General features: G+C 57.9%; 9 protein-coding genes and 1 other RNA gene. All 10 read left to right on the top strand.

Annotated features, from left to right (window positions below; translation table 11 throughout):
• Window positions 1-258: 258 nt before the first annotated feature.
• A complete protein-coding gene (rsmI, locus tag CFN46_RS02630) occupies window positions 259-1,119 on the top strand; it encodes a 16S rRNA (cytidine(1402)-2'-O)-methyltransferase (protein WP_024951310.1) in 861 nt (286 codons plus the stop codon).
• Between the two features lie 222 nt (window positions 1,120-1,341).
• Window positions 1,342-1,694, top strand: an RNA gene (gene rnpB / locus CFN46_RS02625) — RNase P RNA component class A.
• A gap of 287 nt (window positions 1,695-1,981) precedes the next feature.
• The gene (gene rsmH, locus CFN46_RS02620; RefSeq protein WP_024951309.1) at window positions 1,982-2,950 is read left to right on the top strand and encodes a 16S rRNA (cytosine(1402)-N(4))-methyltransferase RsmH; all 969 of its coding nucleotides are present in this window, start codon (window positions 1,982-1,984) and stop codon (window positions 2,948-2,950) included.
• A 252-nt stretch (window positions 2,951-3,202) separates the two neighbouring features.
• Window positions 3,203-3,523, top strand: a complete 321-nt coding sequence (ftsL, locus tag CFN46_RS02615) for a cell division protein FtsL (RefSeq protein WP_024951308.1) — start codon at window positions 3,203-3,205, stop codon at window positions 3,521-3,523.
• A 116-nt stretch (window positions 3,524-3,639) separates the two neighbouring features.
• Window positions 3,640-5,301: a penicillin-binding protein 2 gene (locus tag CFN46_RS02610; protein ID WP_051510759.1), complete on the top strand. Its 1,662-nt coding sequence runs from the start codon at window positions 3,640-3,642 to the stop codon at window positions 5,299-5,301.
• 106 nt (window positions 5,302-5,407) lie between these two features.
• Window positions 5,408-7,042: a UDP-N-acetylmuramoyl-L-alanyl-D-glutamate--2,6-diaminopimelate ligase gene (locus tag CFN46_RS02605; protein ID WP_246116418.1), complete on the top strand. Its 1,635-nt coding sequence runs from the start codon at window positions 5,408-5,410 to the stop codon at window positions 7,040-7,042.
• Window positions 7,039-8,481 carry a UDP-N-acetylmuramoyl-tripeptide--D-alanyl-D-alanine ligase gene (murF, locus tag CFN46_RS02600; RefSeq protein WP_088742615.1) on the top strand — a complete coding sequence of 481 codons (1,443 nt, stop codon included), beginning with the start codon at window positions 7,039-7,041 and terminating at the stop codon, window positions 8,479-8,481. The genes CFN46_RS02605 and murF overlap by 4 nt, the downstream gene beginning before the upstream one ends.
• A 9-nt stretch (window positions 8,482-8,490) precedes the next feature.
• The gene (mraY, locus tag CFN46_RS02595; protein ID WP_088742614.1) at window positions 8,491-9,573 is read left to right on the top strand and encodes a phospho-N-acetylmuramoyl-pentapeptide-transferase; all 1,083 of its coding nucleotides are present in this window, start codon (window positions 8,491-8,493) and stop codon (window positions 9,571-9,573) included.
• A 12-nt stretch (window positions 9,574-9,585) separates the two neighbouring features.
• On the top strand, window positions 9,586-11,070 hold the full coding sequence (murD, locus tag CFN46_RS02590; protein ID WP_254918381.1) for a UDP-N-acetylmuramoyl-L-alanine--D-glutamate ligase: 1,485 nt from the start codon (window positions 9,586-9,588) through the stop codon (window positions 11,068-11,070).
• Window positions 11,063-12,280 carry a putative lipid II flippase FtsW gene (ftsW, locus tag CFN46_RS02585; RefSeq protein ID WP_088742613.1) on the top strand — a complete coding sequence of 406 codons (1,218 nt, stop codon included), beginning with the start codon at window positions 11,063-11,065 and terminating at the stop codon, window positions 12,278-12,280. The genes murD and ftsW overlap by 8 nt, the downstream gene beginning before the upstream one ends.
• The last annotated feature ends 27 nt before the right edge of the window (window positions 12,281-12,307 follow it).

Raw genomic sequence — 12,307 nt, 5'->3', positions numbered from 1 at the left:
GCCGCCTACTGTGATGACGGATTGAGAAGGTATTCTTGAGAAGACGTTCTTGACAAGACATTATGGCGCTCGATCGTGCATGTGCGCGAATATTAAGGGTCTTGGGCAAAGAGCCTTGGGCGCAGAAATTTAGTTATAGTGCTTTAGATACAGAGCCTTGGCACAAAAGACTTCGCATGGAGCGCCTTGGACCGTGAGCTAATTTGCCTGCGTCTGATGACCATTTCTACCATTGAGTTCAACGAGTCGAAGCATTGAATGTCTGAGTCTTCTGAAGGCGTATTGTACGTGGTCGCCACACCGATTGGTAACCTCGATGATCTCAGCGCGCGCGCGGCGCGGGTGCTGGGTGAGGTTGATTTGATCGCGGCCGAAGATACCCGCCATAGCGCACGCTTGCTGCGCCATCTGGGGCTGGAAGTGCCCATGATGTCGTTGCATGACCACAATGAACGCGGTCGAGTCGAGCAGCTCTGTCAGGCGTTGGAAGAAGGGCGTCGTGTCGCACTGGTTTCCGATGCGGGCACGCCGTTGATCTCCGATCCCGGCTTTATCCTTGTGCGCGCTTTGCGTGAGCGTGGCTTCAAGGTTGTACCGCTACCCGGTGCCTGTGCGCTCATTACAGCCTTGAGTGCCGCCGGTTTGCCGACCGATCGGTTTACTTTCGAGGGCTTTCTGGCCCATAAGGGCGGGCCGCGTCAAGCACGCCTCGTCGCGTTACGTGACGATAGCGCCACGCATGTGCTGTATGAATCTCCGCACCGTATTCAGGCACTGCTCGGCGATATCCGGGATGTGCTGGGCGGGCGTCGTGTAGTGCTTGCACGTGAGCTGACCAAGACTTTCGAGACATTTCTTGATGGTACGGCGGCTGAGTTGCTGGTGCGCATGGAAGAAGATAGTGACCAGACTCGCGGTGAGTTCGTCGTGATGATCGAAGGTGCGCCGGCGCGCGAGGGCGATGAAGCTGCCAGCGTCGAAGGTGATGCTTTGCTGCAAGTGCTGTTCGAAGAAGGTGTTGGCGTCAAGCAGATGGCCGCTATCGCGACCCGTCTTGTCGGTGGCCGCAAGAAGTCCTGGTACGCCAAGGCGCAGGCCATAAAGGATGCGGTTGACTAGTAAAGGTGGGCGGGTGGTGAGCGCTAGGGTGGCGATGGTGGCTGTCTGTGCTGCTCTCCCGGCATATCTTCTCTGTCATGGCGGAATTGATTTTTCTATTTCCCCTGCTGCCCGAAAACGCCAAGTGTTTGCCGTGACAGTATTTTTGGCGTAGAGCGATGTGATGATCTGCAGTGCTTCAGCTTGTGAAAGCGGCGTGACGCTGCTAGTCTTGCGCGCTTGGGAGACGGCCAGACAGTCGCCGCCAACTTCGGTTGGGGGAGGAAAGTCCGGGCTCCATAGGGCAAGGTGCCAGATAACGTCTGGGCGGCGCGAGCCGACGGCAAGTGCAGCAGAGAGAAGACCGCCTACGTCAACTTCGGTTGGCCGGTAAGGGTGAAAGGGTGCGGTAAGAGCGCACCGCGCGGCTGGTAACAGTTCGTGGCGAGGTAAACCCCACCTGGAGCAAGACCAAATAGGCCCCCTATGCTGCTGCCCGCAGTGGGGGCGGGTTGGTTGCTTGAGCCCTGAAGTGATTCAGGGCCTAGATGAATGACTGTCCACGACAAGACCCGGCTTATCGGCCGTCTCCCGCCTTACATTGAATGTGCTCTGCAGCGAGTCGCTTTGCTGCAGGTACTATGATCCGCATAACCGGCGCCGTCCGCTTTGTGTTTCGTGATTGACCATTGCTGGCTGAATGGCAACGAACATGAGGTCATGACAGGCGCCGGTTATCGGTTATGTCGTCTTGATTCTATTTGTCTCTGTTGTTTGATCGCCCCTGAAGAGTGATCACTCCTCACGTTTGTTCGTCGCTAGTGTGTTGTCGCTATCGTCGGCTTTACTGCCCGCATCGCGTGCCAAGGTTCCGAGTTTCGTCATGTCCAAGCCCAGTGCTCCTTCTGTTGCCGAGTCCGATGTCATTGATCGCTTCGCGCACGTCAGCGTCATGCTCGATGGCGCAGTCGATGGCTTGATTCAGGATCCTTCTGGCACTTACTTCGATGGCACCTTTGGTCGCGGTGGTCATTCACGCTTGATTCTGTCGCGCCTTGCCGCTGATGGTCGGTTGATTGCCTGTGATCGTGATCCACAGGCCCTGACAGAAGCGGCGACTATCGAGGATGAACGCTTCACCATTCATTCTGGTGAGTTTGCGCGTCTTGCAGAGTATGCCGAGCGTGAAGGTGTGGATGGTCAGCTGGACGGCATTCTGTTGGATATTGGTGTGTCGTCTCCACAGTTGGATGATGCGGAGCGTGGCTTCAGCTTCATGAATGACGGCCCGCTTGATATGCGTATGGACCCAACCAGTGGCGTGAGCGCTGCTGACTGGCTATCACGCGCAAGTGCCGAGGACATGGCATGGGTCTTCAAGACCTATGGTGAAGAGCGTTACGCCAAGCGTCTCGCGCGTGCCGTCGTTGAGCGTCGTGCTGAGCGTCCCATTACACGCACTGGTGATCTGGCTAGCTTGATCAAGGATGCCCACCCGAACTGGGAGAAGCACAAGCACCCGGCGACGCGCGTTTTCCAGGCGGTCCGCATCCATATCAATGGTGAACTGGATGAGCTGACGCGCGCATTGGATGCTGGTCTTGAAGCGTTAAAACCGGGTGGGCGTCTGGTCGTGATCAGCTTCCACTCGTTGGAAGATCGCATCGTCAAGCGCTTCATGCGCGACAAGGCGCGTGGTGATCAAGCTCCTCGTGGCATGCCCATCCGTGAAGATCAGCTCAACAAGCGTCTCGTTCTAGTGGGTAAGGCCCAGAAAGCTTCCGACAGTGAAGTGAATGCCAATGTGCGTTCACGAAGTGCCGTGATGCGTGTTGCTGAAAAGCTCAAATAGCGTTTCCGCTCACCATCTGTATCTTGGTCATTCTTGCGCCTGCCTACCGGCAGGCGCGCTCGTAAGAGCACTGTAGTGAGTGGGCGACAGAGTCGTTGCGTTGCGGCAACTCTTAGCAGCCGGCGCTACATGCTGACATAATGCGCCGGTCGTGGCTGTGTGGATCACGGATGTGTTGATCCCGCACAATGGTAATCTGCAGGGATAATCCGTGGTGCAGGGCATCACGTTCAGAGTGATTAGGGAGTCAGCATGGCGGGACGGAGTCAGGGTGGCAGGTTGGGGAATTGGCCGATCAAGATTCATATGCGTTGGCGCCACCTGTGTTTCGTGGTGTTGATGCTGTGCCTGCTTGGTTCTGCTGCTGCTGTCGTGGTCAGCTCCCATCTGTCCCGTGCTCAGTACGCCCAGCTTCAGACGCTTGAGGCGGCGCGTGATGATGCCCGTGCCCGCTGGGGGCGTTTGTTGCTGGAAGAGAGTGCCTGGTCTGCGCCTGCGCGCATCGAGAGTATCAGTAGCGAGCGTCTGGAAATGCGCGTGCCCGATGTGCACGACGTTGAGGTTATTCGCTAATGGCTACACGTCGTCCCGATTCGCCCCGCGACAAGCCCTCTCGTGACAATGCTTCCAAAGAGAAAGCATTGCGTGGTAAGGCCGCCGCAGCCGCTCGTAAAAGTGCCCGCGCCCCAATGGGGGCTGGCCGCTATCGCATCATGCTGTTTATCGTGCTGGCCGGATTGTTGGCGCTGATTGGGCGTATTGGTTATTTGCAGCTCTTTGATCAGCAGTTCCTGCAGGACCAGGGCGACGCCCGTACTCTGCGTGTCGACAGTATCAATGCTCATCGCGGCATGATCACTGATCGTTCTGGTGAGCCGCTCGCGATCTCTACCCCTGTCGTAACGTTATGGGCTGACCCTCGTAAGGTCCCCGATGATCCCGTGCGCCTGTCACTTCTCGCACGTGCTCTTGGCCAGAAGCCTGATGACCTTATCCGTCGTATCCGCAGGTACCGCGATGGCGGCAAAGGCTTCATGTACATCAAGCGTCAGATGACGCCGCCTCAGGCACAGCCGGCGATTGATCTCGATATTCCTGGTGTGAGCCACAAGCAGGAATACAAGCGCTACTACCCTTCTGGAGAAGTTTCCGCTCAGCTGGTCGGCGTCACCAATGTTGATGACAAGGGACAAGAAGGGCTTGAACTTGCCTACAACTCCTATCTTTCCGGCACGCCGGGCAAGCGCCGTGTCCTCAAAGACCGTAAGGGTCGCTTGGTTCGCGATCTGCACTTGATCAGTGAAGCCAAGCCTGGTGGTGACCTGACGCTATCGATTGATCTACGTCTGCAGTACATGGCCTATCGTGAGCTAAAGGCTGCCGTGGCCGAGCACCGTGCTGATGGCGGTACACTGGTGATGATGGATGCGCGTACCGGTGAAGTGCTGGCGATGGTCAATCAGAAGTCCTATAACCCGAACAACCGTGCAGGACTTGATCCCGCTGGCTTGCGTAACCGTGCCATCACGGACGCCTTTGAGCCTGGCTCTGTCATGAAGCCACTGGCGATGAGCGCCGGTCTGGCTTCCGGCAAGTATCAAGCCGATTCCGTGATCGATACCACGCCAGGCTACATGCGCGTTGATCGGTTCACCATTCGTGACTTCCGTAATTACGGAAAGCTCGATATGGCCGGTATTCTCTATCACTCCTCCAATATTGGCATGAGTCGCATGGCTTTGAGCCTTGAGGATGATGCCGTATGGAATCGCTACTATTCATTAGGACTGGGCCAGAGCCCGGGAACAGGTTTCCCCGGAGAGACCACTGGTGTCCTGCCAGCGCCCACCAACTGGTCACGGAGCAAGCGTGCGTCCATGTCCTACGGGTATGGTATCAGCGTCTCGGCACTGCAGCTGGCCAGCGCCTTTACGGCATTGGCCAATGATGGCCGTCGCCTGCCACCATCTCTGCTCAAGGTGAGGACGCCCCCCGTGGGTGACCAGGTGATTGATCCTGATAATGCCCATGCACTGCTTGGCATGATGGAGAAGATCGTGCAGCCCAACGGCCCTGCCAAGCGCGCGGTGGTCGAGGGCTACCGTATCGCTGGCAAGACAGGTACGGTGCGCAAGGTGACCTCTAGCGGTTATCAGAAGACGGCTTATCGTTCGTTATTTGTGGGAGTGGCACCGGTATCTGATCCGCGCATCGTTACGGTGGTGATGATCGAAAATCCCAAAGGCCAAGAATACTATGGTGGCCTGGTGGCTGCGCCGGTCTTTGGGCGTGTCGCGGGCAAGGCCTTGCGTCTGTTGGATGTGCCACCGGACAGCAAGATCGGCGAGTAACGAATTTTGTGCGGCATGCGCGTGACCCACGTAGGGGCGAGTGTGCCTTTATCCATCATGTAGCGAATACGTTCCGGTGCAGCAGGAACAAGGAAGGTCTTCCGACATGACTTCACCACGATCTACTCACGAGCAAGCGCCAGATAGTCAGGACGCGCGCGAGCGTCTTGGCGAGTTCTTGGCACGGCCTGTGGCAGCAGCGAGTGATATGCTGAATGCCCTCATGATGTTGTGGCCGCAAGCATTCAATGACAGTTGTCTGGCAGCAGCGCTCCCTTCGCGCACCGATTGGCATCTCACCATCGATAGCCGTCGTGTGAGTGTAGGGTCTCTCTTTATTGCGATTCCGGGCCTCAGTAGTGATGGCCGTGATTATATTGCTCAAGCGCAGCAGAACGGCGCCGCACTGGTGCTGGCTGAGCGAGCTGACGTAGACGATGTGCGAATTGCCGCATACGCACACGATGAGACTGTCATATGGCTTGAGGACCTTGGTGGGCAGCTCGGTGAGCTGGGCCGTCAGGCTTTTGGCGTCCCCGAATCATTGACTCTGATCGGGGTCACGGGCACCAACGGCAAGTCTTCGGTTACCCATTACATCGCTGAATTGGCAGAAGCATTGGGTACGCCTGCTGGCATGGTCGGCACCTTGGGTGTGGGTCGGCCCGGTGCGCTGGTCGCAGGTGAGCGCACCACGCCTGATGCGCTGGCGGTACAGGCAGCGCTCAAGGGATTGAGTCTGGTGGGCGCCGAGCTGATCGCGATGGAAGTCTCTTCCCATGCGCTTGATCAGGGGCGGGTCAATGGCTGTCGTTTTACCGTCGCGGGCTATACCAATCTCTCGCGTGATCACTTGGATTACCACGGCAGCATGGCAGCCTACGCGGCAGCCAAAGCGAAGCTATTCAAGCGTCCGGAGCTCTCGTTGGCGGTACTTAACGCCGATGATGCATTGGCGCGCCTGATGCTTGCTGGCATGCAACGTGGTGTGCGAGTGCTGGCGATGGGGCGTGATGATGTCGCGACGCTGCGGGTATTGGATGTCTTCCCGGAGCTGTTGGGGCAGGTGGCAGTGATTGCGACGCCAGACGGTGAGCGTGAGCTTGGACTCAACCTGATGGGGCGCTTCAATCTTGATAATGCGCTGCTGGCAATGTTGATCCTGCATGGTCTGGAATACTCATTGGCAGAATTGTTTGCTGCTGCACCGAGTCTGACGCCTGTGCCCGGACGCATGCAGCGTCTAACACGAGAAGGCGCGCCAGTAGTCGTGGTGGATTACGCCCACACGCCGGAGGCCGTCGAAACTGCCCTGACAGCCTTGCGTGCTCATTTGCCAGCGCGTGACGATGCGCGTCTGTGGTGCATCCTTGGGTGTGGCGGTGATCGCGATGCTGGCAAGCGTCCGCTGATGGCGAGCGCAGCCGAGCAGGGGGCTGATCGCGTCGTGATTACGGATGACAATCCACGTAATGAAGATGCTGCCGGTATCCGTCAACAGATGATGGAAGGCATTCACGCATGTGAGCGTATCGAGAACATCGCCGATCGTGGAGAAGCCATCGCACAGATCATTCGCGAGGCTGGTGAGCATGATGTCATTCTGATTGCCGGTAAGGGGCATGAGGACTACCAGGAAGTCTGCGGTCAGCGTCTGCCGTTCTCTGATGTTGAGCACGCAGTCGCTGCACTTGAGCGTCGCGAATTCTCCACTCTGGAAGGTCAGGAGAGTGACGCATGAATGCGGGTGATGCCCTTCAGGTCGGGCTGGATTCCTTTGATGAGCTGGCGCAGGCGTTAGGCTGCTGCTTGCCTGAAACCTTGGTAGGCCAGCCGCTGGGCGCAATCGAAACGGACACACGCAAGCTCTCGGATCAGCCCGCACCGTTATTTGTGGCACTGCGGGGAGAGCGCTTCGATGCTCACGATTTTCTAGCGCAAGCACGTGAAAATGGTGCCGTAGCAGCACTTGTCGAGCGGCAGATGGATGATCCGTTACCGCAGATCATCGTGCCGGATACGCGGTTGGCGTTTGGCCTGCTGGCGGCGGCTCGTCGTCGACGTTGGGGGCGCCCGCTGATTGCTGTCACTGGCAATAGTGGCAAGACCAGCGTGAAAGGACTGATTCACGCGATCCTGTCACGCGATGCTGCGCGCTTTGAGGCCGAGAGTCTTGCCAATCATGGCAACCTGAATAACGATTTCGGTCTGCCGATGACACTGTTGCGTCTTGACGAGTCACATCAGCACGCTGTCGTTGAATTGGGCGCCAATCATCTCGGTGAAATCGCCTGGACTACAGCGCTGGCGCGCCCACAGGTGGCAGTGATTACCAATGTCACTGGCGCTCATGTCGGTGAATTTGGTGGCATGGGGCAGATTGCGCAAGCCAAGGGCGAGATTCTGGCGGGGCTTAGTCCATTGAGTGGCCGGCGACCGGTCGCGGTACTTAACCGTGATGATGCTTATTTCCCGCTCTGGCAGTCGCTGGCGGCCACAGGTCAGGCCATCGAGGTGATCGATTTCAGCCTGATGAGCACGAATGATGATTCTGCGCGGCTACAGGCGCGTGACCTAGGCGCGGATGGCCTCGGGCGTTATGCTTTCGAACTGACGTTTGATGGTGAGTCCCTTGGGCGCGTTCAGCTCAAGCTGCTAGGGCGGCACAATGTAGCCAATGCGCTGGCGGCAGCAGCGGCGTGCCTGGCACTGGGTATTGACAGCCAGTTGGTGGTCGAGGGGCTTGAAAGTGCCGAAAGCGCACCGGGTAGACTGGGTGTCGTGGCAGGTCTCAATGGCTCGCGTTTGTTGGATGACAGCTATAACGCGAACCCTGGTGCCATGATGGCGGCACTCGAGTTGCTGGCCAGTCTACCGGCGCCACGCTGGTGCCTGATGGGCGCCATGGGCGAGTTGGGAGACGACGCTGAACGACTGCATGCCGAAGTGGGGGCTTATGCTTGCCAGCTCGGCATAGATTTTTTTGCCACTTGCGGCGAAGAGGCTCAGGCTGCGACCGAGGCCTTTGGCGCTGGTGGAAAGCACTTTATCGAGCGGACGGCGCTGGAAGCCTATGTCCGTACCCATCTACCCACCGGGGCCAGTGTATTGGTCAAGGGGTCTCGCAGCGCCGGCATGGAGAATGTCATTGCCGCGCTCAAGGTCGACGCATCAAGGTGAATGTGAGTCATGCTGCTGCTGCTTGCTGAGTTTCTGGCCCAATTCAATGGCGCCTTCACGGTTTTCAACTATCTAACCCTGCGTGTAGTGCTCGCCACGCTGACGGCACTGCTGTTGTGCTTATGGCTTGGGCCTTGGGTCATCCGCAAACTTGTCGACGGTCAGATTGGCCAGGCCGTGCGTGATGATGGCCCCAAGTCTCATCTGTCCAAGGCTGGTACGCCGACCATGGGCGGTGTGATGATTCTGCTGTCGATGGCATTTTCGACGCTCTTGTGGGGCGACCTGACCAACCTGTATGTCTGGGTGGTGCTTGGCGTAACACTGGGCTTCGGTATCGTTGGCTGGGTGGATGATTATCGTAAGGTCGTGGAGAAGAATCCGCGTGGCTTGCCGGCACGCTGGAAGTATTTCTGGCAGTCGGTGGTCGGCCTCGGTGCTGCGGTGGTGCTGTATCTCACTGCGAGTACCCCTGCAGAGACTGGCCTGTTGGTGCCGTTTTTCAAGGACGTTGCCATTCCGTTGGGCCTGTTTTATATCGTGCTGACTTATTTTGTCATCGTCGGTAGCTCGAATGCCGTCAATCTGACTGATGGACTCGACGGTCTGGCAATCATGCCGACCGTGCTGGTGGCCATGGGGCTCGCGATCTTCGCCTATGCCTCGGGTAATCTGAAGTTTGCCGAGTACCTGCACATTCCCTTCATCGCGGGTTCCGGTGAGTTGGCAGTATTCTGCGCCACCATTGCTGGCGCCGGTCTCGGATTCCTATGGTTCAACACCTATCCGGCTCAGGTCTTCATGGGTGATGTGGGTGCGCTGGCACTCGGTGCTGCATTGGGTGTCGTGGCGGTCATCGTGCGTCAGGAAATCGTGCTGTTCATCATGGGTGGCGTATTCGTGATGGAGACCGTGTCAGTCATTCTGCAGGTCGGTTCCTACAAGCTGACAGGGCGGCGTATCTTCCGAATGGCCCCTCTGCATCACCACTTCGAGCTCAAGGGCTGGCCGGAACCGCGCGTTATCGTGCGTTTCTGGATCATCACCGTCGTGCTGGTGCTGCTTGGCCTGGCCACACTCAAGGTTCGCTGAGGACGCCCTGCGATGACCCTCTCTGCTGTCACTGCACCGGCGTCGCCGATGCTTGCCAAAGGACCGACCCTGGTGGTCGGTCTTGGTGTTTCCGGCCAGGCAATTGCTCAACATCTGAGTGACCGTGGGATCGATTTCGCGGTTGCCGATACCCGTAGTGCACCGCCCGGTCTCGAGAGGCTGCGCGAGTACGCTCCACAAGCATCCGTATATCTTGGGCCGCTGGAAGCGCTGGACCTATCACGCTTCGATGAAGTCGTGCTTAGCCCGGGCATTGACCCACGTCAGGCAGTTTTCGATCCTGTGCGTGAGCGACTCGTCGGCGAAATAGCATTGTTCGTGCGTGCACTGGATGAACGTGAAGCTGACAGCCTGCATGAGCAGTACAAACGCCCGGCACTGGTGGCGATTACAGGCTCCAACGCCAAATCGACTGTCACCACGCTGGTGGCGCAGATGGCTGAGCGCGCGGGTCGCCACGTCGCAGTAGGCGGCAATCTGGGTACGGCTGCACTGACGCTTCTGCGTGAGCAGCCGAATGCCGAGCTCTACGTACTCGAACTGTCCTCCTTCCAGCTCGAAACGACGCCTGAGCTCAAGGCTGACGTTGCCTGTTTTCTCAATCTCTCTGAAGACCACCTCGATCGTCATGACGGCATGCTTGGCTATCAGGCAGCCAAGCGCGCCGTTTTCCGTGGTGCAGGTTTGGCGGTCATCAATGCTGATGATGCTTGGAGTTGGCCAGCGGAAGATGATTTGGTATCGCGAGTCTCCTTCAGTGTTCAGCTGGATGTGCTAGAAGGCCAGAAATCACGCAATAACGCGGCGGAGTGGTGCCTGGCAGGGAAGGGTAGTTCGCTGTCTCTGTGTCATGTCGAAGCGCAGGGCTTGCACGAGATCATACCAGCAGAGGCTGTGCGCTTGGCGGGACGACATAATCAGGCCAATGCGTTGGCGGCGCTGGCGATGGGCACGGCGATCGGTCTTGATGAAGCGGCGATGGTGAGCGAGCTCGAGAGCTTTGCCGGCTTGCCGCATCGTGGCGAGCTGATTGCTCACCGACATGGCGTGCGCTGGATCAATGATTCCAAGGGCACCAATGTAGGGGCGACGCTGGCGGCGATTGCTGGGCTTGGGCCGACGCTTGACGGCAAGTTGGTATTGTTGGCTGGTGGCCAGGGCAAGGGGGCTGACTTTTCTCCGCTGGCGGCTCCGCTTTTAGACTATGCGCGTGAGGTAGTGGTCTTCGGTCAGGATGCCGCATTGCTGGCTGCCGCCTTGCCTGACAGCGTGACAGTGACGCGTGTGAATACGCTGATTGATGCTCTGGAGCATGCCCAGCAAGTGGCCTGTCCAGGTGACTGCGTGCTGTTATCTCCTGCGTGTGCGAGTCTGGATCAGTTTGCCAACTACATGGTGCGGGGTGACGTCTTCCGTGATTGGGTTGCACAGCATGTCGTTATTGAGAGTGCCGGTGAGGAAGAACGTGATGCGTGACAAGGCCAGTCGACTGCGTGACACCCTGAACACTGATCAACAGCCCATTGATGGCTGGTTGGTCTTTGCGTCGATAGCGATCCTGTGTATTGGCTGGGTGATGGTGACCTCAGCCTCCAGTGAGATTTCCAGTGAGCGCTTCGATGGCAACGCTTTTTACTACAGTCTGCGTCACGGCATCTTCATCCTGATCGGATTGGTCGCCGCCTGCTGTACGCTTCGAATACCAATGTCTGCCTGGCAGCAGCGGAGCTTTGCCATGCTGATGCTTGGCTTTGCATTATTGGTAGTGGTGTTGGTGGTCGGGCGTGAGATCAACGGCGCAAAGCGCTGGATTCCGCTGCCTATTATCGGGGGGGTGCAGGCATCGGAAATTGCCAAGTTGTGCCTGATGATCTGGCTGGCCGGTTACCTCGACCGACGGCTGGACAAGGTCCGTAGCAGTGTCGTCAATGGCCTGATTCTACCGTGCCTACCGTTGATGTTGATGGTGTTATTGCTGGCGCTGGAGCCTGACTTCGGGTCTGTCGTTGTCATGGGTGGCGCTGTCATGGGTATGTTGCTGCTATCGGGTGTGGCGTGGTGGGGCTTTATCGTGCTGCTGGTGCTTGCCTTGGGTGGCGGCTGGCTGCTGGCCATTGCTGAGCCGTATCGCTGGGAGCGCCTGACGACCTATACCGATCCTTGGGCCAACATGTATGACAGTGGCTACCAGCTGACGCAGGCGTTGATCGCATTCGGCCGTGGGCATCTGACTGGCATGGGGCTGGGCAACAGTGTGCAGAAACTCTTCTATCTGCCGGAAGCGCATACTGACTTTGTGTTTGCGGTGCTGGCCGAGGAGCTTGGGTTGATCGGTGCCACGGCGGTTGTCGGCCTGTTTGCCTTGCTGATTTACCGTGCATTCAAGGTCAGTCGTCGTGCGGAGCTGGCGAACATGCCATTCAGTGCTTACCTCGGTTACGGTATCGCTCTCGTATTTGGTGCCCAGGCCTTTATCAATATTGGTGTGGCCAGTGGTCTGCTACCGACCAAGGGGTTGACGTTGCCGCTGATGAGTTACGGCGGTTCCAGTCTGATTATCAGCTGCGTACAGGTGGCTATTTTACTGCGTATCGACGCCGAGGTCCGTGCACTTTCTCGTGGGACTGCCACGCCACGGCGCAAGGCCAAGAAGCCCACTGACACCCCTCAAGGAGCCAAGGCATGACGTCTTCTTCCGCATCCTCTACTCCTT

Source organism: Cobetia sp. QF-1, assembly GCF_002213105.1.
Lineage (GTDB): Bacteria > Pseudomonadota > Gammaproteobacteria > Pseudomonadales > Halomonadaceae > Cobetia > Cobetia crustatorum.
The sequence above is the reverse complement of the archived record's forward strand: the minus strand, read 5'-3'. Positions and strand labels throughout refer to the sequence as shown.

Bases quoted from the DNA above. Each gene is read 5' to 3' on its own strand.
- rsmI (WP_024951310.1), top strand. From the start codon at position 259: ATGTCTGAGTCTTCTGAAGGCGTATTGTACGTGGTCGCCACACCGATT.
- rsmH (WP_024951309.1), top strand. From the start codon at position 1,982: ATGTCCAAGCCCAGTGCTCCTTCTGTTGCCGAGTCCGATGTCATTGAT.
- ftsL (WP_024951308.1), top strand. From the start codon at position 3,203: ATGGCGGGACGGAGTCAGGGTGGCAGGTTGGGGAATTGGCCGATCAAG.
- CFN46_RS02610 (WP_051510759.1), top strand. From the start codon at position 3,640: ATGGGGGCTGGCCGCTATCGCATCATGCTGTTTATCGTGCTGGCCGGA.
- CFN46_RS02605 (WP_246116418.1), top strand. From the start codon at position 5,408: ATGACTTCACCACGATCTACTCACGAGCAAGCGCCAGATAGTCAGGAC.
- murF (WP_088742615.1), top strand. From the start codon at position 7,039: ATGAATGCGGGTGATGCCCTTCAGGTCGGGCTGGATTCCTTTGATGAG.
- mraY (WP_088742614.1), top strand. From the start codon at position 8,491: ATGCTGCTGCTGCTTGCTGAGTTTCTGGCCCAATTCAATGGCGCCTTC.
- murD (WP_254918381.1), top strand. From the start codon at position 9,586: ATGACCCTCTCTGCTGTCACTGCACCGGCGTCGCCGATGCTTGCCAAA.
- ftsW (WP_088742613.1), top strand. From the start codon at position 11,063: ATGCGTGACAAGGCCAGTCGACTGCGTGACACCCTGAACACTGATCAA.